The following is a 24586-nucleotide window of genomic DNA, read 5'->3' on the forward strand; positions in this document are numbered from 1 at the left end:
CTTTTTCTTGTTTACTATGAGGCCCATACGTCGGCGGAGCATGACGGTGATCCGTCGATAACCATAACGGGGATAACGTTGGATCAGCTGGTAAATGGCCTGTTCGACCTCGCGGTCAACTGTTACCGGTTTGCGCTTTCGAGGCTTGTACTGAACCGTTGACCAGGGCACCCCTAACCATTCGGCAACTTTTCGCAAGCTGACCTTATGGCCCTGGGCCTCAAGCTCCGTTTTCACTCGCAGCACGAGCTCTCTTCCTCGCTGAGAATAGCTTCGGCTTTTTTTAAAACATCGATCTGCAGCACCAGTTCACCGATCTTTTCCCTGTGCCGCTTGAGCTCCTTCTGGTAAACCGCCTCCATGGATTTCGGATTGACCTTGAGGGCCTGTGTGCCGAACTCAATGAACGTATCGATCCATTGCTGGATCTCGCTCTGCTTCAGATCGTGCTCGCGCGCCACGTCCACGATGGTCTTGTGACCCTTGAGGACCTCCAGCACGATCTCCCTTTTACGATTGGCTGTCCATCATCTTTGGATACGAAACGGCTTGACGACTTTCCCTTCCATCACGCTCCCCCTTTCCAGAACCAGATTTACCTCTTATTACTGGTCCAGTCCAGTTGGGGGTCACTATAGGGGGGCAGTAGTTGTATTTTACGCGCAGTTGAGGCGAGCATAACGGCTTTGGTATCTTTGCAAAGATAAACGTAAAGAAAAGAAGGGAATGGAGAGAGAAGGAAACAGAAGTTAAATAGAATTGCTTTCCCTATTACCTGCCTTGCTGCCTAATCCCAAGTAAATACGCATTTTTCGAATCGGGCTAGGCGCTCATTGCAGCCGGGGAAAAACACGACGTCAACTCATCAAGGCCCTGCAGAAGGCCGCCGGTAAGGAACTGGCTGAGAAGGCAAAACACGAAAGGGGAGAACTCGATTAACGACCCGCGTCAGCCGCCGCGAAGCAAGGGAGCAAAGCAACCGAGTGGAGCGGTCGGCTGCACGGGATGTTAGGCGTTAAGCCGGCTCCCTTTCTAGCTCCAATGGCGGTCGGAAGATTCTGCTTAAGAGGAATACTTCTTCGGCCTTCTTGTTTAGCGAGATGTAAACCTCCATAGGATTTTCCGCTATTTGCCTAAACAAATCTTCTACGCGCATTTCAGTAATTTCTAATCCAATCCAACACTCAACCAAACCTTGAGCAAACGGTCCCCACCTAAAATACCGTTCAACCTCACCGTTCTTAATTTCTTCGGCGGGCACAAAGCGGCAATGATAAAGGGCAACTTCCTGCAGACGTAAGTCGGTAAAATCCGGTAAGCAGTAAAATATCCATCTTGCTTGCCCTATCATCTCTTGTTGATGTAGAGTAATATTGAACCGGGGATGAGAGGCTTCGGTTAATGGCCTTTTGAATTGGAGTCCTACTATTTTGTTACCCACAACTAAAACTCTATCCACCGGACAAAGTCTCTCTTTAACATGACCGATGGAATATGTCAATACTCTGTAGCCAAGACGCCGGAAGTATTCCTTGATGTTTAACAAAACCCACTCGATGTAGTTGTTTTCGGTCGGGATCGCCATAGGAGTCACTCGCTTTGCGTGAATACGCCTAACGGCCTGCGCTTCAGCTGGCCGCGAAGCGCAGCTGAGCGGGTCAGCTGAAAGCGCTTGTTAGGCCACCCCCTCTCTGGCAAACACATATTCTTCTCACGCTTAAATACTCTACAGCGTTTCTAATCCGCTCGTTTCATCCGACAATCCTGTAAGGAAGATCAACATCTCCGCCTGTCTGGTTTGGCCCATCTCCTTGGCTTGAGGAGTATAGAGCCTGTCAGGCAACTCTCGACTAAACCGTTCGATCAGCTTAACCGCACTAGCCAAATCAGGTGTCCAATCGTCAAGCCCCACAATCGAAAGCAACCGCGCAATACCAACCCATCCCATAAATTCCAATGTGTCAGCATCGTGGAAGAGGATCACCTCGTTGCGGTCCACCGGATCCACGTAAAACATATGCCCCCGAATGATCTCTTTCACCAATGGTGTTTTTTCCATAGGAAAACCAACTGAAGCGAGTATCTCATCCGCAATCAGAGCTGATCTTTCGGCATGATCCACTCCTGATTGCTTGTAAGGTTCAAACGCGCCGATATCGTGTAGATAGGCCGCGGCAAAGAGACACTCCTCATCGACTTTCATTCCCTGTAACTCGGCTAAGTGCAATGATAACTCGTAGACTCGCTTGAAATGTGACACTCCCCAAGCGGGGTGCTCAAACTTCTCAACAAAAGAAAGAATCTCTTGCTTCCACATTCGCTGTAATCCCCTCACCTAGACAAATGATGTCTACTTAGCCGATGAAACTGACCAACGCCAAATGGGCGGCCTAACATTGAACTCACCTGACCGAAAATGCGATAGCATTTTCGGTCAAGTGTAGCGGTTCGTTATAGTTTTACTTCTCTATCTTGAATTAAAATTAAAAGCATAGGCATTCCACCTTCACCATTTTTTACCATTTTACTATAATTGTTGTAATCATTAAAATCGTTGAATTCATTCACTATACTCATTAATGAATTTAAATTTGACCCTCTTCTTTGTCCTTTAATCAAGGATTTACTCGTAACATGAATTAAGTCCCATATAATTGCACTCCAATTTTGACATCTGTATGGTTGTTTGCTAAACCTTAAAGTAGTATTTCCAAGTAAAGTCCAAAGAAAGGTGGTGGACCAAGTTGTAGTGACATTAGCATCCCAAGGAATAAAAATAACTTGAGGTTCGATATGCTCCCATAGTATCAAATATTTAAGTGCCCTACTCCTATTATTCCAATAATAAGGCCAATATCGTTCTGGATTATGTGGACAACATAATGAAGTAGAGTACAAATTTGATGGAAACTTGAATGAGCGATCATTATCATATAATTATTCTTTTTGACATAAATTATCGATTTTAAAATGTTTTTTTGCTTGTGCAATAAAAGCACTATTAATAATGGGTTTCTTACTTATATCAAATAAAATAAATATTACTAACAAATCGCCCAATTCACATTTATTAAATCGCACATTTGATAATCTGGTAACTTGTGGCTTTTGGTGTACATATATAGATGCAAATTTAACTATAAAGCCATTTTTACTTAAAATGGGTGCTAATTTTTGATTTAAAAAATCAATTCCTACATTTCTTTGTAATAAGTATTGTCTTATTATTTCTTGTTCTTCTTTTGAGAGATCAATACCAGTCCATGAATGAATTGCTGCATTTAAAATATCTTCTTTGTGTTGAAGACATATTGCTTGAAAATTTTTATATCGATCTCTCCACATTTCTCTATAACCTCCAGGGTCACTTGCCGCTATGGAGCAAGGCCGACGGCCGCAGCGGAATAGCGGTCAAGTGCACCCATTTGTTCGACTCATATAATTGGATTATTCAACCTTTTTACCCGCGAATCCTGACCAAGTAAATTAAAGTTTCCCGCATGTAATCCTAATATAATGTTCATAGGATATGCGGCCATCAGCCCATCAACCATTTTAAGATGTAATGCCCTAGCTGAACCTCCAACAAACAGTGCTGGTGCAAGATGCTTACCATCTTCATTTATTAACTTATAGATATCACAACTTTCATACCAGTAGTGACCGGCAATCAAAGTGCCAAGAAAAGAAACTAGTAATTCATGGAAAGGGACTAAGCTTTTACATTCATGTGCTGCTATTATTCTTTCTGATGGCACAAAGAAAAAACGTCTCTTTCCTGATGCATAATCTGCGTCTTTGATATTTAAAATTTCTTCGTCTTTAGGTATGACAACTATATCTGGAGTAAAATATATATATTCGCCAACATGAGATTTAATCCTAACCTGCTGTCGAATTTCTATGACTTCGTCGTCACATGACATCTCCATATAAGAAAAATTTTCAGGATTTCCATTAGGTGTAGTCAAGTATCTGAATGAATTATCGGCATCTAAGTTTTGTGGCACTCCACTAAACCTATTTTCCTCATAAAATTGAACTAGGGCTAAAAAACAGCCAATTTCAAAATAAGCTGACAAGGCTCTATCAGTTTTAGAATATACAGTACCAAATTCGTTTGAAAATTCTCGTATCTTCTTCTTTACTTTATTTAGCCAGACTAAATCACTCGAATTCATTGTCTGCCTCTTCCCAGGGTCTAGCTAATCGGTAAAGTAAATCCTGATAATGATTTGCCTGCAAAGCCCAAAAGTCGATATTTAGTTCTGCTATAATTTCTTCGAATTTATTGTGACACTTTTGTATCTATTTTATATCGTCACTAGTTATCAATAAGCGCCCAAATTTTATACGTGAATTTGTAATGAGACCTGACTTTGAGTTGCTAAATGTAGAGCTCGATAATGGCCCCAATACTACCTGATAAAAAGCATTTAAGGCACAAACGATATTGATCTTTTGAAGAGACCAACCTTTCTTTTCAGCCAACAACCAAAAACGATGTTGCTTCTGAGCAAGGTAGCTAATTCCCCGTGCTAGATTTTCGTATCTGGAATTCAAAGCATATCGAATCTTAGTATTAAGATTCTTACACAGAATGTTTAGTAGTTCATTCATTTTTCAATGTCGAACTTTTTATTCTACCCAAAATCTCCATTACGCCCGAAAAACATATTTCCTGCCGATAATTTTTTATCTATCCTGGAAGTCTCTGTAAAGCAGAAATCGGACGGGAAGGGAAATTTTTTGACTCGAATCTACGAAATGATTGTCATAATCATCATATTACATATGTTATAGGGATTGTGTTCAACCTGGAGCCTGAATATGAGTGGAGTTGACGAGAAGTTGCAGATCATACTGGAAGGTTAATTCACCTTCTTGAGGGAAAAGAGGTTGGCCCTGCCGAAGCATCAGCCGCACTTGGTGCAGTAGGTGGCAGCAGTTCCTGTTATTTGCCAGAAAGCACAAAGACTAAACCTTTGAGCAAACACCGGATTTTCTCCTGACCGCACTAAATCAGCGCACCGGCGTCAATCCGTGGCAGATCCAGCAGGCTGCTAATGCCATCCGCATTTACCGGAATCACTGTCGTGGGGGAACTGGGCCTAAAGATGATATACAGAAGGTTGTCGGCAGTTCCGACAGTGAAGAGACGTTGATCGGCAGGATGCGCGAGGTAACTCGATTGCGACGCTACGCAAAAGCACGGAGAAAACATATCTGCATTGGACGCCGAGATTTCTGCGTACCGCAAGCACTCCGGGCTTACTGGTGGGCCTGCTGCGTCCGATGTGAAGGCGTTTCTTACGCGCCTGGCAATGGTAGAGAACGTGGGCGTATAGACGCAGAATCAGGCATTCATTGTATTGCCTTTTCTTTTCAGGGCCAAGCGAAGGGTGGAGGCGTCCAGACGGTATTGTCCGCCGGCAAGGTTCAGGTGTTGCTAGAAGCTTTCGAGCCCGATTACAAGTTGATAGTGAAGCTGCTTTGCGGAAACGGTTTGTGCTTGATGGAGTTGCTTCGTCTCCGGATTAAGGATATCTACTCAGATGTTGGTCTGACAACCGTGCTAAACGGTAAGGTAGACAAGGATCAAACGGCTCTATTGCTCCAATCTTTGTGCAAAGAACTGCATGTCCATACGGAAAAAGTGAGCAAACGGCATAAGACGGGCCTGGCCGATAGTTGCAAATAATTATCGATGTAGTTATTTTTAGAAAACAAAGGTGAAAATTCGAAGGAGGCTTCTCATGAAAGTAAAAATAGATTACGAGCTTTGCATGGGAGATCGTAATTGTAATTCCCTCTGCCCCGAAGTGTTCGGCTTTGACGAAGATAAGCTAAGGGCGGTCGTTTTGGTAGAAGAGGTTCCCACACATCTGGAAGATACGGTTCGCCGGGCCGCCCGAGAATGCGGAGCCAGTGCCATAATCATCGAAGAATAAGGGGGTTATACATGGATGCTCTGAAAGCCATAACCGAACGTAGGGCCATAAACTTCTTCGACCCCGGTAGAAACGTTCCCGAAGAGACCTTACAAAAAATCATCGAAACGGCAAACCTCGCCCCCTCATCCTTCAACCTCCAGCCCTGGCATATAATAGTCGTTCGGGATGCCGAAAAGAAAAAGATACTCAGGCAGTGCGCCATGAACCAGCCAAAAGTAGAGGAAGCCCCCGTTGTTTTGATAGTCGTGGCGGATCCTTATGCCGTTGAGGAGCATCTGGAAAGAGTTCTCGAAGATCGGCTCAAAAAGGGATATCTGACCGATGAAGGTCAGAAAGAAGCAGTCCGAAAGGCCGTAAAAAAACTCTACGGTGAGCCCGATTCAAAGAAACGAATCATATTCGCCACAAAAAATACGGCCTTCTTCGCAATGACTCTGATGATAGCCGCCAGGGCCTTCGGGCTGGAAACCCATCCCATGGATGGATTTGACGAAGATTGTGTAAAGAAAGAATTCGCAGTTCCGGAAGATAAGATAATTCCTTGTCTTATCGCCATGGGATACCCAAAACCCGATCTTAAGCTGTTGGAACGACCGATGAGACGCCCTGTTAACGAGTTTATTCACGATGACCTATGGTAGAGGCTTGCAGGTTCATTTACCGATCATTTTCTGGGGCAGGTAGAAAACGACCTGGGGAAAGGCCGTAACTATAACGACCATTAAAATCATAATCAGAAAAAAAGGAAAAGTGGCCCTTAATATCCGGGCAATGTCCTCACCGGATATTCCCTGAATGACAAAAAGGCTGAAACCGACAGGAGGGGTTATCTGGGACAATTCCACCATGAAAACCAGGAAAATTCCAAACCATAGCGGATGAAAACCGGCTGCCGTAACGATTGGTAATGTGATGGGGAGTGTCATTACGACAATCGATATCCCGTCGAGTATCATGCCGAGGAACAGGTACATAACCCCCAAAACCATAATAAGCACGTAGGGAGAAAGTTTCATAGCCGCTATAAACTCGCTGATAGACCTTGCAATGCCCGTAAAACCCACAACCTGCGAGAGAAAGGCCGCTCCCATAATTATGAAACAGATCATACAGGTTGTTTTTACTGCCTGGAAAAGAGTCTCCGAGAAGATTTTCCGGTTCATATTCCCGGAAAAAAAAGCCAGAGCGTACGCACCCATCACACCGATTGCCGCTGCTTCTGTTGGTGTGGTTATCCCCAGATAAATGCCTCCGAGCACCGCAAAAATCAGTCCAAAGGTGGGCAGGAGCTGACGGAGTCTCCTGAACCGCTCTGCCCATGAATAATCTTCTCTTTCCTGCGGCACAATCGACGGGTTCAGCAAAGCCCTTATCATTATGTAACCGGAATACATCCCGGCCAGCATCAAACCGGGAATGATTCCGGCAATAAAAAGCTTACCTATGGAAACGTCGGACAAGACGCCGTAGATTATCATTATGAGGCTTGGTGGTATCAAAAAACCCAGAGTTCCCGCCCCGGCAAGGGATCCCAGAGCGATGTCTCGATCATAACCTCTCCTTGAAAGCTCACTCAAAGTAATACGGCCTACCGTTGCGGTTGTGGCCGCGCTGGAGCCTGATATAGCCGCAAAGAGAGAACAGGCGAATACATTTATATGAAGTAGCCTTCCCGGTACCCTGGTAAGCCACGGTACCAGGCCGTTTAAGAGCTGAGTTGAGATAGCCGTGCGATACAGCACTTCTCCCATAAGCACAAAGAGGGGCAATGCAGTCAGTGACCAGGAGTTAAGGCTGTTCCAGACCGAATTAGCTATCAGTGCTCCCATTTTACTCCAGATGGAGATGGACGGGGGGAGCTGAAAATTATAAAGAAGCATGCCGCACATTCCCGCCAGCATAAGAGAAAAGCCTATCCATAACCCCGCCAGAAGGAAGATAAACATAAGGGTAAACATGAATAAAGCAAGGATTATCGGATCGGAAATCATGGCTTCCTACCCGCTATAATCTGGCTTGAGATTTTGGAGAATACGCCGAACGAAGGCTATCGTGAGAAAAAGAAAACCTGCCACCACAGGAATTTGCGGAATAAATAGCGGTGTCTCCGCTATAGAATCCGCCCTCATTCCCAGGCTAAAAGTGTCTTTGACCATGAAAAAGGAGTGGTAAGTGCAGAATGCCGAAAGCACTGCACCTACAAAAGAGGTCAGGGTGTCGAGAAGACGGTACTTCCCCGGACTCAGTCTGGAAGTCAAGAGAGTAATTCTAATATGACCTTCCTCGGTAAGGGTATGGCCGAGGCCGAAGGCCACTATGGAAACCATCAGATATCCGCTGTATTCGTCTGCAATCAGTGTGGAAGTACGAAAGAGAGATCTGAGAAGAATCTCCAACCCTATCAGCAAAACAACAGAAATCATTGCCAGAGAAGCCAACACGGCCCCGACCCTGGTTATGGTATCCAAAAGACGTACCAGTCTATTCATCTATCTACTCGATGTATTTTTCCAGAATTTTCCTTTCCTCATCGGAAGCATCTTTCAAAAATTCCATTACTATCTTTTTGGCCGCCTCATCCATTGCCTTCGTGAGTTCAGGGGTTTCTTCCTCCACCTTTATGCCCTGCTCCTGGATGATCCTGAGTGCTTCTTCGTTGCGTTTTTCCGAAGCGGCCCACTGAGAAGCTTCAATCTCGGCAGCCGCTTTTAGTATTGCCTCCTGCTGTTCCCGGGAAAGGGCATTCCAGTAATCCAGATTGATCGTTACCATGTTTAACGGATAGGCATAGTTGATCTTTGTAAAATAGCTCAGAACTTCCCAGAACTTACCGTTTTTTGTCGATTCTGCCGAAGTCAGAACCGAATCTATCATACCCGTTCTCAGAGAAGAGTAAACCTCACCCCAGGGTAGTGATACCGGTGATCCCCCAAGCTCCCTTAAAAAGTTTGCCCCATTCTTGTCGTAGGTTCTGGTTTTTAACCCTTTTATGTCCTCGGGCTTTCTGACCGGCTTCTTGGTAACCAACCCACTGGGAGGCCATGGAGCTGCGTAGAGGAATTTCTGGTTCCACTTCATTGCTGCTTTTTCGTAAAGAGGCCTGCATTCATCATAGAGCTTACGTGCTTCATCGTAAGATTTTACAAGGCGGGGCAGAGAACTGATGCCAAAGACATGTTCGCTACCTGCAACGACACCCATAAGTATGTCGGACATCGGAACCTGCCCGTCTTTTACGACTTTTAGGAGTTCAGGGCCTTTAAATCCAAGACTACCTCCGGGATGAACGGTTATCTCCACAGTTCCTTTGGTATACTCCTTTACCAGCTCTGCAAACTTCACAGCGCCTTCCGTATGAAAGCTCGTGGGACCGTAAATGGCGTTCAGGTTCAGCTTTATGACTTCCGATGCCTGAGTCGTAAAAACGGGCAGTCCGAAAATCAACAGAACCATGGTCAACGCCGTTCTTTTGAATTTCAAAGGCTTCATAACTTTAACCTCCTTTTTAGTCTTTACCCCCGTGTTACTCCAATATCAATCAGTGAAGTATCTGGCTTAGAAACAGCTTTGTTCTCTCATGCCTGGGATTGGAAAAGAACTCCTCAGGCGTGTTGCTCTCAACTATAACCCCCTCGTCCATGAACATAACCCTGTGGGCCACCTTTTTTGCAAAACCCATCTCGTGGGTCACCACAATCATTGTCATACCTTCCTCGGCCAGTTCAACCATTACATCCAGAACCTCCTTTATCATCTCCGGATCCAGAGCCGATGTGGGCTCGTCGAACAGCATAATCTTGGGAGACATGCACAGGCTCCTCGCAATGGCCACCCTCTGCTGCTGTCCTCCCGAGAGCTGTCCCGGGTATTTGTGAGCCTGATCGGCTATGTGCACCTTCTCCAGAAAGTGCATGGCTATCTCTTCCGCCTGCTTTCTGGGCATTTTCCTTACCCATATAGGCCCGAGAGTCAGGTTCTCGAGCACTGTGAGGTGAGGAAAAAGGTTAAAATGCTGAAAAACCATTCCCACTTCCGAACGGATTTTTTCGATATTTTTTACATTGTCGGTCAGCTCAATACCGTCCACGATGATTTTTCCCTTCTGGTGAGTCTCAAGACGGTTTATGCATCGTATAAGGGTTGATTTTCCCGATCCGGAGGGTCCACAGATTACTATGATCTCCTTTCTGTGAACCTTTAGATTAATGCCTTTCAGTACATGGAAATTCCCGAACCACTTATGAAGATCAACGATCTCAACTATAACGTCTTCGTCGTAAGCCTTAACCATGCTCCCTTATTTAACCTCCTCTGTGAAGCTCCTTTTCCAGCTTCTGACTGAACCTGGACATGGAAAAACAACCCAGAAAATACAATATTGCGAGGAAAATGTAAGCCTCTCTGCTAAAACCCATCCACTTGGGATCGGACAACACGGTTTGTGTGGTCTTCAAAACGTCGTAAAGAGCTATGATAACCACGAGAGATGTATCCTTAAAAGCCGATATGAGAACACTTACCGTGGGAGGTATTACTATTTTGAGCGCCTGCGGAAGTATAACCAGCCTCATGGTCAGGTAATAGTTAAGACCCAGAGATGCGGCTGCTTCATACTGTCCTCTGGGTATAGCCTGAAGACCTCCTCTGACCACTTCGGCTATATAGGCTGCCGTAAACAGTATTATCGCTATCTGGGCTCTCAGGATTTTGCTTATGGTTATTCCCTCCGGCAGGAAGAGAGGGAAAATTATGGACCCCATAAAAAGAAGGCTTATGAGAGGGACTCCCCGTATGAGCTCAATGTAAACGACGCATAGAAGCTTGACGGCAGGGAGTTTTGATTGCCTGCCGAGGGCCAGAATAACACCGAGAGGATAGGCTGCCGTAAGGCCAAAGAGGGCAAGTAATAGGGTTAAAGGCAAGCCACCCCATTTAGAGCTTTCCACGGGAGGCAGTCCCAGCAGTCCGCCCTTCATTAAAAGGCCCATAACCGGTAGAGCAACGGCCCAGACATACAAAAGGTTTCTATTCCACCTTCTGCGGTCTCTGCTGTAAGCAAGTATTCCAAAGAGAATTAACATTGCCAGTAAGGGCCGCCATTGCTGGTCGTAGGGATAAAACCCAAAGATAATGAAACGTATATTCTGAGTGATAATGGACCAGCAGGCCCCGCCGGAATCACGGCATATTTCCGGTGATGTAAACCATGCCGAATCCAGAAAAGCCCACCTGAAAAAAGGCGGAACCACTTCCCAGAGGATCAGTAGGACGATGACGGTGAGCAGTGAATTATACCAGGTATTGAAAAGGTTTTTCTGCAGCCATTCCAGCGGCTTCATAATCTAGCGCTCCACCAGCTTCACTTTCCTGTTGTACCAGTTCATAAAAGCCGATGTGGACAGACTGAAAAAGAGATACACCAGCATTATGAGAGCAACTCCTTCCACGGCCTGACCGGTCTGATTAATAGTCGTGTTGGCAACGGAAACAAAGTCCGGATAGCCTATGGCTACGGCAAGCGAACTGTTCTTTGTCAGGTTCAACATCTGACTGGTCAGAGGCGGTACGATTACACGAAGTGCCTGCGGCAGCACGACCAGACGCAGCACCTGACTGTGAGTAAGCCCCAGGGATAAAGCTGCTTCCCACTGTCCTTTACTCACCGATTGAATGCCCGCCCTGACTATTTCCGCAACGAAAGCGGCCGTATAAAGGACGAGACCCAGCAGAAGAGCCATAAATTCTGGAGAAAAAGACAGACCGCCCACAAAGTTAAAACCCCTGACCCTGGGTATTTCAAAGTCAAGAGGTTTCCCTGCCGCAAACCACGACAGAATTGGAAGAGAGACGATTATGGCCAGAGAAACTCTGAAAACCGGAAAGGTTTTTCCGGTCCTGGCCTGACGTCTGTCGGACCATTTTTTCAGGAGAAAGGAGATCAAAGAGGCCGCGACAAAAGAAAGAGCAATCCACTTGTAGGCAGGGTTATAGATAATTCTGGGAAAGAAAACACCACGGTTACATATGTAAACGCAGTCAAAAAGAGACAGTGCCTGTCTCGGCCCCGGAAAGGTTTCGTAAAAGAGGGCGTACCAGAAAAAAAGGTGCAGGAGGACCGGAATGTCCTGCATTGCTTCAATGTATGCCGCAGCAAGCCTTGAAACCAGCCAGTTACTGCTTAGACGGGCAATTCCTATAAAAGTGCCGACAATAACCGTAATCACGATCCCTATCAGGGAAACCTTAAGAGTATTCAGAGCCCCAACGATAAGAGCCTTTGCATAGGTATCGGAAGAGCTGTAAGGTATTAAAGATTCGCCTATTTCAAAGGAAGCGGGTTTGCCGAGAAAGTCAAAGCCCGTGGCTATATTCTGGCGCCTGAGGTTTTCCACCGTGTTTGAAATCAGATACCAGGCTGCCAGAGCCACAAGAAGGACGACCACGACCTGAAAGGCAACCGCTCTTACCCTGGCATCAAGCCAAAATCTGATCATTTTATCCCACCGTAATATGGCTAAGATCGGGCGGTTTTGGGCAGGGTCGGCTATCTTCACGATATACCGACCCTGCGGGTGGCCATTAACGGAAAGGAGCTGCGTACATCAGGCCGCCCTGAGTCCACAGAGCGTTAAGGCCTCTGGGAAGCCCAAGAGGAGTGTTAGGTCCCACGTTTCGTTCGAAGATTTCACCGTAGTTGCCCACCTGTTTGATGATATTGTAGGCCCACTTGTCATCAAGTCCAAGGGCCTTACCAAGCCCCGGAGTTACACCCAGAAACCTCTGGATTGCAGGATCATCACTTTTCAACATTTCGTCCACATTCTGAGAAGTTATGCCGAACTCCTCGGCCTGTATAAGGGCCATCACCGTCCAGTTGACTATATCAAACCACTGGTCGTCGCCGTGACGAACAACCGGGGCAAGCGGTTCTTTTGAAATAACCTCCGGAAGGATAATGTAATCATCTGGATTTGGGGCAACGGCTCTGTGGGCCGCAAGCTGAGATACATCGGAGGTAAGAACATCACACCGACCGGAAAAGAAGGCCTTGTTGAGCTCCGCAGCCTGCTCGATAACTACAGGCTTCCAGGTCATCTTGTTCTTCTTGAAAAAGTCGGCCGCATTCAGTTCCGTCGTGGTACCGGGAAGAACGCACACGGTAGCACCGTTTAGCTCCTTCGCGCTCTTCACACCGAGCTTCTTTGGCACCATGAAGCCCTGACCGTCGTAGAAATTTACGTGGGCGAAGTTTAACCCGTTTACGGTATCCCTGGTTAAAGTGTGAGTTGTGTTTCGACATAAAACGTCCACTTCCTTGGACTGAAGGGCCGGAAGCCTCTGAACCGCCGTAAGCGGCACAAACTTAACCTTGCTCGCATCGCCAAAAACGGCAGCGGCAATTGCCCTGGCAGTGTCCACGTCAAGCCCGCGCCACACTCCCTTCTCGTCGGGCATGCTGAAACCGAAGACACTACCATTCACACCGGCAATAAGGTACCCCCGTGCCCTGACCTCTTCCAGCGTACCTGCCAAAGCCTGCGAAACCATAAGCATCATAACGCACAAAAAAACCAGGACCTTCGTCTTCATGACTTAATCCTCCCCGGTTTTGAAGTGTTTAAACGCCACTATCCTTCAACCCTGCAGACTGCTTTACGGCGAAGGCCGCAGAAGTACCGGGACTTTAGCCTTCAGGCGAACCATATCCCCCGCCTCCGGGGGTCTCGATCCTCAAAACATCGCCGGCTTTCAGATATCCGTGGAATTTCCCGCCGACTTCTCTTTCCACACCATCGCTTACTATAATGTTACGCCCTCTACTCCCGGGTTCACCTCCGTAAAGCCCATAGGGACCACGACGGCGCCGCTCCGACAGGATTGTGACCTCCGAGTCCGTGAGAAGCTTAATCTCCCGCACAATCCCATCACCGCCTCTGAACCTTCCTTCCCCCCCAGACCCTCTGCGAATGGAATATGTGGTTATCATAAGAGGATAAGTGTACTCCAGCGCTTCCACCGGTGTATTGAGCGTATTCGTCATGTGACTGTGTACGGCCGATTCACCGTCTCCATCAGAAGCGGCACCCATTCCTCCACCGATGGTCTCGTAATAGGCAAAGGACACACCGGAATCAGGTCGCACGCCACCTATTGTAATGTTATTCATGGTTCCCTGACTTGCGGCAGGTATCTTCTCCGGGATTGCCTGAGCCAGAGCACCCAGGATTACATCCACAATCCGCTGAGAGGTCTCAACATTCCCCCCTGCAACGGGCGCAGGAAACACGGCATCCACAATTGTGCCCTTACGCGTAACCACCGAAATGGGCCTGATTAAACCCGCATTCGTCGGGACGTCTTCATCAACAAGGCATCTGAAGACATAAAGAGCCGCAGAAAGGGTTATAGCGTATACGGCATTTATACTACCTGCAACCTGTGGATCGCTCCCGGTAAAATCCAACACAGCCTCGTCGCCGCTGACCTTGAGCTCAAGCCGGATTGCTATATCTTCCCTTTCAACCCCGTCATCGTCCATAAAGTCGGTGAAGGAATACGTACCGTCGGGAATTCCCGAAATGACCCCCCGCATGACCTTTTCTGCATAATCCATCAGAGCTTCCGCATAACTTACGCAGGTTTCCAGACCGTATTTTGATATGAGCTCTTCCAGACGCTTTATACCGGTCATGTTAGCCATTATTTGAGCGTCAAGATCCCCTTCCCTTTCTTCTGGAGTACGAACATTGTTTAACAGGATGTCCATGATTTTCCTGTCGAGTCTGCCCTGTTCTACAAGCTTAACGGGGGGTATGATAAGTCCTTCCTGGTAAAGAGACCTGGACAGGGGCATTGATCCGGAACTCATACCGCCTATGTCCGCATGGTGAGCCCTGTTGGCAACAAAGAAAACGGGTCCGTCACTGCCGGCAAAAACGGGTGCAACCAGCGTTACATCGGGCAAATGAGTCCCGCCTTTGTAGGGGTCATTCAGAATGACCATGTCCCCCGGTGAGAAACTGCACGTCTCAATGGCCGATTTTACCGAAAGAGGCATGGAACCAAGATGAACGGGAATGTGGGCAGCCTGAGCAACCATCTGACCTTTAGCATCGAAAAGAGCGCATGAAAAATCTCGACGCTCCTTGATGTTAGGCGAATAGGCCGTTCTGTTCAGCGTAACCCCCATCTCCTCTGCAATCGACGCAAAGCGATTCTTGAAAACCTCAAGAAGAACAGGATTTATCTCTCTACTCATTACCCCTCCCGCTCCAGAACCAGGTTTCTGTACCGATCAACCCGAAGCTTCCATCCCGGCGGAACCACCGTAGTTCCGGAATATTCCACAATAATTGCGGGCCCAAAAATGGAATTACCAAAGGCCAGCAGATCCCTCCTGAATACAGGAGTGGTCACAGCCTTCCCACCGAAAATCACCTTTCTTCTTCCTGCCAGAGCCTTTTCATTTAATTCGCTTTTCGGTTTCTCATCGGGTTCTGGAAAGGGTTTTACGAGAGAACCTACTGCCCTCACCCTGACGTTTACCACTTCAACGGGTTTTTCCGAACGAGCATATCCGTAGGTTTTTCGATGTTCCTCGTGAAATTTAGCAACCGCACCGGAATCCCAGGGAATTATGAGCTCATACGACTGACCAACATACCTCATATCGAGATACTTTTCCATAGTTATCTGATCTTCTGAAAAACCCTCCTGCATAAGGTCGCTCTTTGCCTGGCTCAGAAGTTGCGAAAAGTGGGTTCCAAGAACTTGCTCCATCTCTGCGGATACAGGAATCATAACGGTCCGGGAGTAGTCCTTGACCACATCGGCGAGCAACATTCCTACTGCCGACATAATTCCGGGATCTTTAGGAATGAGCACCCTGGGAATGTTCAGGAGCTCTGCAAGAAAGGCGGCATGCAGGCCTCCCGCGCCCCCAAAAGAAAAAAGAGTGAACTCCCTGGGGTCGTAGCCTCTCTCAACGGAAATTACCCTTATGGCCCGTTCCATCGTTGTGTTCGCCACATTGAGAATGCCCTCGGCCAGTTCAAGGGGGGTCAACCCCAATTGACGGGACATCTTTTCAAAATAGGTTTGAAGCCGCTCCTCATGCAGGCGCATTGCTCCTCCCAGGAAGAATTCGGGAACAAGACGGCCCAGATACAGATTTGCATCGGTCACGGTGATTTCTTCGCCTTTCCCGTAGCATATGGGCCCGGGATCGGCCCCGGCGCTAATCGGCCCCACCCTCAAGGCACCTCCAGAATCTCTATAGGCAATCGATCCTCCGCCGGCTCCGACGGTGTGAATATCTATCATGGGAACCTTGACGGGAAATCCATCTATCGCGGATTCAACGGTCAGCGGTAACTTGCCGTCAACAAGGGCAACGTCGGTGCTGGTTCCCCCCATGTCGAAGGTTATCAAGCGGTCAAACCCGGCAAGCCTCCCGATTTCAAGGGCTCCCACAACACCCCCGGCAGGACCCGAAAGGATGGTTCTTACCGATTCCCGCATGGCCGTTTCTGCGGAAATGCTTCCTCCGTTGGACTGCATTATCCTGAGAATACTCTTCTCCGGCATGTTGGCCTTAATATACTGAAGATAGCGTGTCATTTTCGGAGAAACATAGGCATTGATAACAGTCGTGGACATTCGCTCGTATTCCCGAAATTCCGGAAGCACTTCCGAAGACAGGGAATAGAAAATATTCCTCTTTTCCAGTATGCGGCCGACGGACTTCTCATGCCCGGGATACAAAAAGGAGAAAAGCAAACAGACGGCTACCGATTCAACGCCTTTTCTGACGAGTTCGTCGGCCAGAGCCTCGAGTTCCCTGAAATTTAACTCTTCCAGAACATGGCCCCTGGCATCGACGCGACCGGAGATGCCAAACCTCAGGTCTCCCGGGACGAGGGACGGCCTCTTGCGATATTTGAGATCGTAAAGAGCGTGACGGTTCTGCCGTCCTATCTCCATCAGGTCTTCGAAGTTTCTGTTGGTTATAAGGGCCGTGCGGGCACCCTTCCGCTCGAGTATGGCATTTGTGGCAACGGTGGAGCCGTGCACAACATGAGCAGGATTTCCGCCGGTGATGCGATTTAGACCTTCCAGAACTGCTTCTGCAGGATTATGCGGAGTCGAAAGGAGCTTATATACCCCCCATGTTCCATCTTCACGGCGAAATATGAAATCCGTAAAGGTTCCTCCCGTATCAACCCCGATAATCGTCATTGCGCAACAACCTCCGTTATAGTTTTTCGGGATACCCGCACGTGGCAAAGGGGAACTCTTAAAGAGCTTTTTCTCCCCTCTCGCCCGACCGAATCCTCATAACGTCCAGTAACTCATACACGAAAATCTTTCCATCGCCAATCTCTCCCGTCCGTGCCGTCGAAGCTATTGCCTGTAAAATGCTTTCCAGTTCCTCGTCTCTGCAGGCAACCCTGATTTCGCACTTCGGCAACAACTCCACCCTGAACTCCCTTCCGCGAAACTGCTCCACAAGCCCGGCCTGACGGCCGTGACCTTCAACCTGATAAACGGTCACGCCCGGGTGTCCTACCTTTTCCAGCATCTCCATGACCTCGTTTAATTTCTCCGGTCTTATCACCGCCCTGATCTCTTTCATGGCCTTATCTCCTCAAGGTATAGAATTCAGGATAAGCTGGTGTTCCGTGTTCAAACAGATCGAGTCCGTGAATCTCTTCTTCGGGAGCAACCCGAATGCCCAGCAGGACATCCAATGCCTTGAAAAGCACCAATCCCGTCACAAAAGCCCACGCAAAGAGAACCACGGCCCCCACAACCTGGGACACCAGCTGCCCTATTCCTCCTCCGTAGAGCAAACCGGTAACAAAGGGTGGCTCAACCGAATAGTTTCCGTAGGTACCGTCTGCAAAGATCCCAACGGATATAAGTCCCCACAGACCGTTAAAGCCGTGAACCGGAACAGCTCCTACCGGATCGTCTATCTTCAGGCCTTCCAGGAAATAGACCCCCGCAACAAGAATGATCCCCGCAACAATGCCTATGACCACCGCAGCCCATGCTTCAACCCAGGCACAGGGCGCCGTTATAGCCACAAGCCCGGCGAGAACACCGTTAAGAGCCATACCCAGATCGAATTTGCCCGTTTTCGCAAGGATGATCAGAAGCGCCGTAACCGATGCGGCAGAGGCCGCCAGAGTGGTGTTTACGGCAATAACCGAGATCCGGAGGTGATGGGCAGAAAATGTAGAGCCCGGGTTGAAACCAAACCATCCGAACCAGAGGATAAAGACCCCAAGAGCCGCCAGAGGAATGTTATGACCGGGAATTGCCCTGGGTTTTCCTGATCTGTCGAACTTCCCGTATCGGGGCCCCAGAACTATAGATCCCGCAAGTCCCACTATACCCCCTATGGCGTGGACCACTCCGGAACCTGCGAAGTCAACGTGACCCACGCCAAAGGGGAGCTCAGACAACCAACCTCCACCCCATACCCAGTGAGCATAAACAGGGTAGATGAACCCCGTGATAACGATTGAATAGAGAAGATAAGCTTTGAACTTAATCCGCTCAGCCACGGCACCGGAAACGATGGTGGCCGCCGTTGCCGCAAAGACCATCTGCCAGAAAAAGGAAAGATAGGTTCCCACATCGTAGCCATCACCTGCCAGGAAGAAGCCCGAGGTACCGATAAGGCCGTGCCAGTCTTCTCCGGTTATAAGTGCGTAACCCACAATCCAGAAAGCCAGAGAACCTGCGGCGAAGTCCATGAGATTTTTGGTCAGTAGATTGGTGGCATTTTTAGCCCTGCAGAATCCCGCTTCGACGCAGGCAAAGCCAGGCTGCATGAACATTACCAGAAAGCCGCAGATAAGAACCCAGACGTAATCCACGGCAAGCCCGGGATCACCTTTAAGCGTCTCCGCTCCCGCAGGATCCCCGGCAATTGCTACCGCAGGTCCCGTCACAATAGCGTACAAAAAAGGAACACACATCATCCGTCGCAGTTTTGAACATAACCCTCCCATAGCCGAACCTCCTTATCCATGGATTCGTTTAACACCCCACTTCTGATGCATAACAAGAGTCGTGCCAGCAATCGCTCCGGCTGAAAGCCTGTAAGATCGGCTTGCCGCGAAAACGTTAGTGTACGAATTTGTACATAAGATGATCTCTTTTACTTATTGGTCCATCCGCAAAGGTTACCCATGGACAAAGCGCCAGACCGGCGCGGTCAAAACACGCTGTACATCTTTGGCAAAGTTGATGAACCCCTCATATCCGGCAAAAGACCCCCGGAATTCTTCCTGTGGCAGGGCAAGAGTGGGAAATCCAAGCTTGACGGACCGCCACTGTTCTCGGGAATTGGTAACAACGAGATCCGGAGTGAACGCCCTCAGTAGCTTTTCGAATTCGTCATCTCCTGGATCGTCCATGGTAAGAGGAGGATTAAAACAGATCCCCCTGTAGTCCTCGTTAGATGCGAATATGGAAGCAATGCCGATGATCTCGAAGCCCAGTTCCCTGAGCAGTGCCCCTATGCTTTTAATTCTGGCAGCGCCCAGAACCACCAGGGCCTTCTTGCCCTCACAGGCCTTTCGTATCGCTTCGGTTTCATCAAGTGCTCTGAACTTCTGCTCCATAACTCCCAACAGCATGTTTCTGTCCATAAGGTCAAAGAAGTCGGCTATCTTCCTCACAGCTCTGCTCGTTGCAGTCGTTCCGTAAAACGACGCCTCCACATGGGGTATGCCGAATTTTTCCCGCATCAATCTCGCAAACTTCCTTCCTGTGGACCCGCATATCAAAATGTTAAGGTGAGCGGACGAAGAGGTTGAAATATCTTCAAGTTTCGCATCACCGGTGAAAACCGTATTAACTCGAAGGCCGAGACCGGACAGAAGGGCCCTGATTGATTTCGTCTCACCTGCGACATTATACTCGCCGATGATGTTTACCGTGGGCTCCTGAGCCTTTTTTACGGGTTTTATAAGTCGAAAAAGGGCGTCATAGGCCAGTGAATGTCCTCCGGACTGATGGATTTTTGAAAAACCCGGGCAATGAATAACCACGACCTTCTTACGGGTTTCCTTTTCTACCTGAGCGGCAACGCCTTCCACGTCGTCTCCCGTTATTCCCGGGCCACAGGTCATGTAGACGAAAGCTCCGGATTTTTCAGGCCACATCCTGAAGGCTTCGATCAGAGCATCCTTCAGCCGGCTTAACCCCCCCATAACGATCTCCCCGACCCCCAGGTCGGTTCCAACAACCTTCTGGAGGCGGCCTCTTACCATGGAACCATAGTAAAGGCATCCTGCGGGACCGTGAACAACGTGCAGAACGTCTTTTATCGGTCCCAGCACGTATCGGGCGCCGAAGTAGGCACAACTCCTCTGGGTCATGTGACCCGGCTCGCTTGCCATCCCACAGGCCCTCATCGGTACAGAACCACAGAGCCCCATATTGTCTCCTTCTTACTGATGCGTTCTGTCGTCCGGATAGTGGTGATCCAGAAGGGTGTTTACGATCAGGGCCAAAAATCTTTCGCCGCCCCGATAGCCTATGAAAGGCTGTCTCTGGTATCCTACTCGATCGTAAACGGGAAAGCCGAAACGCACCAGAGGCACACCTATCTCTCTGGAAATGTTCACACATCGGGAATGACCCAGTATCAAATCGGGAGGGTCGTTCTTGAGGGCATATTCCCATTCAAACTGATCCCCTCCGTTGAACACGACGGGTTTTACGTTGTATTCTTCTGCTGCCTTCCAGACTGTCTCAGGAGCCGTTGAGCTTCTGGTTCCTATGAGGATGTAAGTTGGAATCATCCCGAGTTCGCAGACGAATCTGGTTGCAGAAGCCACAAAATCCGGGTCACCACAGAGAGCCACTCTCTTCATCATTGTGTAATGAAGCGTGTCTGCCATAGCGTCCAGCAGGATACCCCGTTCCCACTTGATTGAATCGGGAATGGGAACCTCGGCAATCTCACTCAAGGATTTTATGAACTCATCGGTACAGCCAATGCCCATGGGAATCGGCATAATCCTTGCCGCAACCCGATGGACCTTTTCCAGCCAGAGTGCACCTGCTCTTCCGGCATCGGGGGACAGGGCAAAGATCGCGCTACCGTCTCCGGCTCTAACGAAGTCTTCCACCCTTGTTCCTCCGGGGGGATAGTAGGGAATCCTTTCGGGCATTCCCACAAGTGGGCAATCAAGGGTATCACTTATGTCGAAGAGTATGCGGAAAGAGACATCCATCATTTCCAGTATCCGCTTGAGTTCTCGAATATCGCCGGGCGACATGAATCCGGGTATAAAGTAGAGCGTCCTGGATTTCTGACCGGTCGATTTTGCCAGAGCCCGTAAAAATTCCCTGGATGCCCTGTTGTAACCTTCCACGTGAGAGCCCGCAAAACTGGGAGTGTTCACGATTACGAACCTGGTGACGTCCAGAACTTCCCGGCCGAACTCTTCCTCCAGCAGGTCCATCGCCTCGGATAAAAAACTGTGTATGTCGTCGCCTATGACCTCGCTGGAACAGGTTGTAACGATGGATATCAGCTCTGGCCTGTAGCGACACACGAGATTTCGGATGCCCCTTATGAGATTCTGTCTTCCGCCGAAAACGGCCGCATCCTCATGAAAGGATGCGCTTGCAATTGATGCGGGCTCCCGGAATATTCTGGCAAAAGTGTACCTCACGTAGGTCGTGCACCCCTGTGCTCCCTGAACAAAAGGAATGGCCCTGTGAACGCCCAGTGTTGCCCACATAGCGCCCAGGGGCATGCAGGTTCTGCTCGGGTCTATGCAGACGGCTCTTTTACTTGAAGGTACAAGCTCGAGAGGCGGGGGTACGTAGTCCTGCGTAATGGGTTTTTTTTCTATTTTAAGATTTTTGTAAGTGATTCCCTCAATGGGAATTTCCGAAAGGCTATTTATCATGATCGATACCTCCTAGAGTTCTGTGGTTGCGAGTCTCCAGACAGGGGCAGAGATTGCCTGATAGATATCCCTGGCAAAATTTACGAACCCTCTAAATCCGGCATAGGGTCCCTTTTCGTAAGAATGAGAGTTAAGGGTTGGTACTCCAAATTTTCTGACCAGATACTTTTCTTTCAAACCCGTCAGAAACAGATCGGGCTTACAGGTTTCTATCATCTCTTCGATTTCGAATTCGTTCGGGTTGTCTATTACCAGCGTGCCCGGTTTAGCCCTTTCGTTAATCTTCGCGTAGTCGTCGCTGTGGCCGAAGGTTGTCATTACCGCAACGACTTCCATTCCCAACTCCTCCATAGCCCTGATCCAGTGCCATACTCTTGGCGCACCCACGTAAATGGCAACACGTCTTCCCGACAGGCGCTCTATATACCAGGACAAAGCCTTCCTGACGGCAGCCCTTTCCTCTTCGATAATGGCCTCGGCCTTATCCATTAACTCCTTCTCTCCGTAGAATGCGGCTACGTCTCTCAGGGCCTTTGCGGTCTGACCGATGCCGAAAAGGCTTACCCTTACGTAAGGAACCTTGAAGCCCTGCCGTATTAGCTCGGCAATGTAGGTCGCCGATCTCTGACAATGGACGATATTGAGCTTTGCATCGGGAAGCCTGAAAAGGTTGTTAAACCTCGCATTCCCGGTGAATACGTTAATAACCTTCAGACCCATCTTTTCAAAAAGCGGGAGAATTACCATTTCGTCCCAGTCAATGTTGTACTCCCCTATAAGATTTACATCGTAGGGGGTTCTTTCATCTTCAGGGATTACCACCTCAGGATGTTTTTCCCTGTACTCAATGATCCAGGAGTAAAACTGAAAGTTGAACTCATGATGGCCTTTGGACTGCGAAACTCCGCAGAAACCCGGAGAAGCACAGGCAAACACGGGTTTGCCCGTGATTTCGCTAACTTCTCGGGCCACCTGCTCAATGTCGTCCCCGATTAGTGCCGTCGAGCAGGTATTGTAGATGATTGCTCCGGCAGCTCCCGGGTTCAGCCTGAAAGATTCCAGCAAAGCTTGTTTGAGCTTTTCCATTCCCCCGAATATTATGTCTTCTTCCGTCATTGCGGTGGTGTAGCAATGTCTTCTGTGATTTGCTTCGTTTTCCAGAACCCCGGGTTTTGCCCAGGCATAAAGGTCTCCCAGATGCCGCCTCGTACCCCAGGTGTAGTAACCACAGCCTACAGGTGCATGAATCATCTGGATAACGTCCGTTATGGGTCCTCCTACAACACCCCGGGCTCCGGCAAAGGAGCACCCCCTTTCCGTAAGATCTCCGGGCACGGTGGGTGCGTTACATCTGGGGAGAGTCCGCCGGTCTTCGTCCACGGTATAAATATGTTCTGTTCGCTCCGGAATGCAGGTATTACACTTCATCCTGTAGAAACCCATGAGTTCCCTCCTTCTGCAGGCAAATACCTGCCCCTGTATCCCATCTCTTCCTCTGCCGGGATACCCCACGCATCGGCCCGACATCTGCGACAGAGGAGAAACTGGGGCATTATGGATGCCGCAGCCTTCCTGATTCTTCTCAGTTCACCCTCACCGGGAGGACGCATTGTTTTAAAAGCTCCAAGAGGCAACATGCCGATTATATTCATAATATGTGCTCCTGCTCCCCTTACGGCTCTGGCAATTTCGGTAATTTCTCCGGCATTCAATTTCGGTATAAGCACCGTATTGACCTTAACCCTCATCCCCTTCTCGACGGCCCTCCGGATTCCCTCAATCTGCCGGGAAACAACGAACAATCCTGCCTCGACCCCCGTGAGCTTTACGTTCCCCTTGAGAGCCCAGAGATAGATTTTCGAGGCAGTCTCCGGGCTTATGGTATTTACGGTCACCGTAATGTAGTGAACCCCGAGTTCTGCGAGCAGGTCGATGCTGTTGGGTAGGAGCAGGCCGTTAGTAGCAACACATAGCTCGAGATGGGGAAAGGCTCTTCGGATCAATTCAAGGGTTGTGAAGGTCTCGTCGTTGGTCAGTGGTTCGCCCGGGCCCGCTATACCCACAACACGAATACGGGGCTCGGCTTCTATTTTCGCTGAGAGATACTCGACGGTTTCTCCGGGTTCCAATAACTTACGGTACAGGCCGGGCCGATTTTCGTTAACGCAGGAAAAACGGCGGTCGCAATAGCCGCATAGCACATTGCACTTTGGGGCCACCGGCAGGTGAACCCTGCCAACACTTCTGTGGGCTTTTTCATCAAAACAGGGATGATTTACCGATAAGTTCATATCCGTCACTCCTTTTCTCATATGAGGGCCTCCAGGCCGTGCTCGCCCGTTCTAAGTCTCAGGGCGTCGTCTACCGGAAGTACGAAGATCTTTCCGTCGCCTTGCTCTCCGGTGCGGTTAACGCGGATGATCTTTTGAACAACGAGGTCAACATCCGAGTCCTTGACAACAATCATGAGCAGTCTTTTTGGAATAAAGGACGGCGGGGCATCCTCGAGCTTTCTCTTCAGATCCTCACTCACGGGATATGCGAGCTCAGAAACCCTTCCACCCTGTTTGCCTCTGCCGAGAACCCTGTAAGCCGTAAAAGAAGTAATACCGATTTCGTCAAGAGCTTTTTTGGTGGTCAGAACCTTGTTTGGCCGGATTACGGCCATGATCTCCTTGAGTGCCATGGTCA

23 protein-coding genes and 1 pseudogene are annotated in these 24586 nt (G+C 48.8%); 2 read left to right on the forward strand and 22 right to left on the reverse strand.

The features are described 5' to 3' along the window. The 6 genes and pseudogenes from BM091_RS09005 to BM091_RS09030 all read right to left on the reverse strand — a co-directional run. Nucleotides 1–246, reverse strand: a 246-nt coding sequence (locus BM091_RS09005) for an IS3 family transposase (protein ID WP_143083126.1), incomplete at its 3' end; no start/stop codon positions are given. Beyond that, nucleotides 234–515, reverse strand: a pseudogene (locus BM091_RS09010) (helix-turn-helix domain-containing protein); the annotation flags it as partial. The gene BM091_RS09005 and the pseudogene BM091_RS09010, both read right to left, overlap by 13 nt. A 500-nt stretch (nucleotides 516–1015) precedes the next feature. Then, the gene (locus BM091_RS09015) at nucleotides 1016–1585 is read right to left on the reverse strand and encodes a hypothetical protein (protein WP_093395162.1); all 570 of its coding nucleotides are present in this window, start codon (nucleotides 1583–1585) and stop codon (nucleotides 1016–1018) included. A 141-nt stretch (nucleotides 1586–1726) separates the two neighbouring features. Beyond that, nucleotides 1727–2317: an HD domain-containing protein gene (locus tag BM091_RS09020; protein WP_093395163.1), complete on the reverse strand. Its 591-nt coding sequence runs from the start codon at nucleotides 2315–2317 to the stop codon at nucleotides 1727–1729. A 620-nt stretch (nucleotides 2318–2937) separates the two neighbouring features. Beyond that, nucleotides 2938–3345, reverse strand: a complete 408-nt coding sequence (locus tag BM091_RS09025) for a hypothetical protein (RefSeq protein WP_093395165.1) — start codon at nucleotides 3343–3345, stop codon at nucleotides 2938–2940. An 89-nt stretch (nucleotides 3346–3434) separates the two neighbouring features. Then, nucleotides 3435–4181 (reverse strand): hypothetical protein, encoded by a 747-nt coding sequence (locus BM091_RS09030; RefSeq protein WP_093395166.1) that lies wholly within the window; start codon nucleotides 4179–4181, stop codon nucleotides 3435–3437. A gap of 1575 nt (nucleotides 4182–5756) precedes the next feature. Here BM091_RS09030 and BM091_RS09045 point away from each other — a divergent pair. Together BM091_RS09045 and BM091_RS09050 are read left to right on the forward strand one after the other, a co-directional pair. Further along, nucleotides 5757–5951: a ferredoxin gene (locus tag BM091_RS09045; protein ID WP_093395171.1), complete on the forward strand. Its 195-nt coding sequence runs from the start codon at nucleotides 5757–5759 to the stop codon at nucleotides 5949–5951. Nucleotides 5952–5962: 11 nt separating this feature from the next. Continuing rightward, nucleotides 5963–6595, forward strand: a complete 633-nt coding sequence (locus BM091_RS09050) for a nitroreductase family protein (RefSeq protein WP_093395173.1) — start codon at nucleotides 5963–5965, stop codon at nucleotides 6593–6595. 12 nt (nucleotides 6596–6607) lie between these two features. Here BM091_RS09050 and BM091_RS09055 read toward each other — a convergent pair whose 3' ends face one another. From BM091_RS09055 to BM091_RS09130, 16 genes are all read right to left on the reverse strand, one after another. Continuing rightward, nucleotides 6608–7945 (reverse strand): TRAP transporter large permease, encoded by a 1338-nt coding sequence (locus tag BM091_RS09055; RefSeq protein ID WP_093395174.1) that lies wholly within the window; start codon nucleotides 7943–7945, stop codon nucleotides 6608–6610. Nucleotides 7946–7951: 6 nt separating this feature from the next. Beyond that, a complete protein-coding gene (locus BM091_RS09060; RefSeq protein WP_093395176.1) occupies nucleotides 7952–8443 on the reverse strand; it encodes a TRAP transporter small permease subunit in 492 nt (163 codons plus the stop codon). Between the two features lie 4 nt (nucleotides 8444–8447). After that, nucleotides 8448–9443 (reverse strand): TRAP transporter substrate-binding protein, encoded by a 996-nt coding sequence (locus tag BM091_RS09065; RefSeq protein ID WP_218148857.1) that lies wholly within the window; start codon nucleotides 9441–9443, stop codon nucleotides 8448–8450. Nucleotides 9444–9492: 49 nt separating this feature from the next. Continuing rightward, on the reverse strand, nucleotides 9493–10245 hold the full coding sequence (locus BM091_RS09070; RefSeq protein ID WP_093395178.1) for an amino acid ABC transporter ATP-binding protein: 753 nt from the start codon (nucleotides 10243–10245) through the stop codon (nucleotides 9493–9495). 10 nt (nucleotides 10246–10255) lie between these two features. Next, a complete protein-coding gene (locus tag BM091_RS09075; RefSeq protein WP_093395180.1) occupies nucleotides 10256–11293 on the reverse strand; it encodes an amino acid ABC transporter permease in 1038 nt (345 codons plus the stop codon). 3 nt (nucleotides 11294–11296) lie between these two features. Continuing rightward, entirely contained in the window at nucleotides 11297–12448 is a 1152-nt protein-coding gene (locus BM091_RS09080) for an amino acid ABC transporter permease (RefSeq protein WP_093395181.1), read from the reverse strand. 85 nt (nucleotides 12449–12533) lie between these two features. Then, the gene (locus BM091_RS09085) at nucleotides 12534–13544 is read right to left on the reverse strand and encodes an amino acid ABC transporter substrate-binding protein (protein WP_093395183.1); all 1011 of its coding nucleotides are present in this window, start codon (nucleotides 13542–13544) and stop codon (nucleotides 12534–12536) included. Between the two features lie 94 nt (nucleotides 13545–13638). After that, nucleotides 13639–15213 carry a hydantoinase B/oxoprolinase family protein gene (locus BM091_RS09090; protein ID WP_093395184.1) on the reverse strand — a complete coding sequence of 525 codons (1575 nt, stop codon included), beginning with the start codon at nucleotides 15211–15213 and terminating at the stop codon, nucleotides 13639–13641. After that, nucleotides 15213–17192 carry a hydantoinase/oxoprolinase family protein gene (locus tag BM091_RS09095; RefSeq protein ID WP_093395186.1) on the reverse strand — a complete coding sequence of 660 codons (1980 nt, stop codon included), beginning with the start codon at nucleotides 17190–17192 and terminating at the stop codon, nucleotides 15213–15215. Before BM091_RS09095 ends, BM091_RS09090 begins: the two co-directional genes overlap by 1 nt. A 58-nt stretch (nucleotides 17193–17250) precedes the next feature. Further along, nucleotides 17251–17589 carry a P-II family nitrogen regulator gene (locus tag BM091_RS09100; RefSeq protein ID WP_093395187.1) on the reverse strand — a complete coding sequence of 113 codons (339 nt, stop codon included), beginning with the start codon at nucleotides 17587–17589 and terminating at the stop codon, nucleotides 17251–17253. 4 nt (nucleotides 17590–17593) lie between these two features. Further along, nucleotides 17594–18946: an ammonium transporter gene (locus BM091_RS09105; RefSeq protein ID WP_093395399.1), complete on the reverse strand. Its 1353-nt coding sequence runs from the start codon at nucleotides 18944–18946 to the stop codon at nucleotides 17594–17596. Nucleotides 18947–19150: 204 nt separating this feature from the next. Then, the gene (locus BM091_RS09110; protein WP_093395189.1) at nucleotides 19151–20410 is read right to left on the reverse strand and encodes a nitrogenase component 1; all 1260 of its coding nucleotides are present in this window, start codon (nucleotides 20408–20410) and stop codon (nucleotides 19151–19153) included. A 12-nt stretch (nucleotides 20411–20422) separates the two neighbouring features. Then, nucleotides 20423–21895, reverse strand: a complete 1473-nt coding sequence (locus BM091_RS09115) for a nitrogenase component 1 (RefSeq protein WP_093395190.1) — start codon at nucleotides 21893–21895, stop codon at nucleotides 20423–20425. 12 nt (nucleotides 21896–21907) lie between these two features. After that, entirely contained in the window at nucleotides 21908–23338 is a 1431-nt protein-coding gene (locus BM091_RS09120) for a nitrogenase component I subunit alpha (protein ID WP_093395192.1), read from the reverse strand. After that, the gene (locus BM091_RS09125) at nucleotides 23320–24207 is read right to left on the reverse strand and encodes a radical SAM protein (protein WP_218148859.1); all 888 of its coding nucleotides are present in this window, start codon (nucleotides 24205–24207) and stop codon (nucleotides 23320–23322) included. Before BM091_RS09125 ends, BM091_RS09120 begins: the two co-directional genes overlap by 19 nt. Next, nucleotides 24204–24581, reverse strand: coding sequence for a P-II family nitrogen regulator (locus BM091_RS09130; protein WP_218148860.1), 378 nt, complete (start codon nucleotides 24579–24581; stop codon nucleotides 24204–24206). The genes BM091_RS09125 and BM091_RS09130 overlap by 4 nt, the downstream gene beginning before the upstream one ends. Nucleotides 24582–24586: the final 5 nt, after the last annotated feature.

Origin of the sequence: Thermodesulforhabdus norvegica (assembly GCF_900114975.1) — a bacterium.
GTDB lineage: Bacteria > Desulfobacterota > Syntrophobacteria > Syntrophobacterales > Thermodesulforhabdaceae > Thermodesulforhabdus > Thermodesulforhabdus norvegica.

Excerpts from the sequence above, each read along its gene's own strand:
- BM091_RS09015 (WP_093395162.1), bottom strand. The coding sequence starts at position 1,585 with ATGGCGATCCCGACCGAAAACAACTACATCGAGTGGGTTTTGTTAAAC.
- BM091_RS09020 (WP_093395163.1), bottom strand. The coding sequence starts at position 2,317 with ATGTGGAAGCAAGAGATTCTTTCTTTTGTTGAGAAGTTTGAGCACCCC.
- BM091_RS09025 (WP_093395165.1), bottom strand. The coding sequence starts at position 3,345 with ATGTGGAGAGATCGATATAAAAATTTTCAAGCAATATGTCTTCAACAC.
- BM091_RS09030 (WP_093395166.1), bottom strand. The coding sequence starts at position 4,181 with ATGAATTCGAGTGATTTAGTCTGGCTAAATAAAGTAAAGAAGAAGATA.
- BM091_RS09045 (WP_093395171.1), top strand. The coding sequence starts at position 5,757 with ATGAAAGTAAAAATAGATTACGAGCTTTGCATGGGAGATCGTAATTGT.
- BM091_RS09050 (WP_093395173.1), top strand. The coding sequence starts at position 5,963 with ATGGATGCTCTGAAAGCCATAACCGAACGTAGGGCCATAAACTTCTTC.
- BM091_RS09055 (WP_093395174.1), bottom strand. The coding sequence starts at position 7,945 with ATGATTTCCGATCCGATAATCCTTGCTTTATTCATGTTTACCCTTATG.
- BM091_RS09060 (WP_093395176.1), bottom strand. The coding sequence starts at position 8,443 with ATGAATAGACTGGTACGTCTTTTGGATACCATAACCAGGGTCGGGGCC.
- BM091_RS09065 (WP_218148857.1), bottom strand. The coding sequence starts at position 9,443 with ATGAAGCCTTTGAAATTCAAAAGAACGGCGTTGACCATGGTTCTGTTG.
- BM091_RS09070 (WP_093395178.1), bottom strand. The coding sequence starts at position 10,245 with ATGGTTAAGGCTTACGACGAAGACGTTATAGTTGAGATCGTTGATCTT.
- BM091_RS09075 (WP_093395180.1), bottom strand. The coding sequence starts at position 11,293 with ATGAAGCCGCTGGAATGGCTGCAGAAAAACCTTTTCAATACCTGGTAT.
- BM091_RS09080 (WP_093395181.1), bottom strand. The coding sequence starts at position 12,448 with ATGATCAGATTTTGGCTTGATGCCAGGGTAAGAGCGGTTGCCTTTCAG.
- BM091_RS09085 (WP_093395183.1), bottom strand. The coding sequence starts at position 13,544 with ATGAAGACGAAGGTCCTGGTTTTTTTGTGCGTTATGATGCTTATGGTT.
- BM091_RS09090 (WP_093395184.1), bottom strand. The coding sequence starts at position 15,213 with ATGAGTAGAGAGATAAATCCTGTTCTTCTTGAGGTTTTCAAGAATCGC.
- BM091_RS09095 (WP_093395186.1), bottom strand. The coding sequence starts at position 17,192 with ATGACGATTATCGGGGTTGATACGGGAGGAACCTTTACGGATTTCATA.
- BM091_RS09100 (WP_093395187.1), bottom strand. The coding sequence starts at position 17,589 with ATGAAAGAGATCAGGGCGGTGATAAGACCGGAGAAATTAAACGAGGTC.
- BM091_RS09105 (WP_093395399.1), bottom strand. The coding sequence starts at position 18,946 with ATGATGTGTGTTCCTTTTTTGTACGCTATTGTGACGGGACCTGCGGTA.
- BM091_RS09110 (WP_093395189.1), bottom strand. The coding sequence starts at position 20,410 with ATGGGGCTCTGTGGTTCTGTACCGATGAGGGCCTGTGGGATGGCAAGC.
- BM091_RS09115 (WP_093395190.1), bottom strand. The coding sequence starts at position 21,895 with ATGATAAATAGCCTTTCGGAAATTCCCATTGAGGGAATCACTTACAAA.
- BM091_RS09120 (WP_093395192.1), bottom strand. The coding sequence starts at position 23,338 with ATGGGTTTCTACAGGATGAAGTGTAATACCTGCATTCCGGAGCGAACA.
- BM091_RS09125 (WP_218148859.1), bottom strand. The coding sequence starts at position 24,207 with ATGAGAAAAGGAGTGACGGATATGAACTTATCGGTAAATCATCCCTGT.
- BM091_RS09130 (WP_218148860.1), bottom strand. The coding sequence starts at position 24,581 with ATGGCACTCAAGGAGATCATGGCCGTAATCCGGCCAAACAAGGTTCTG.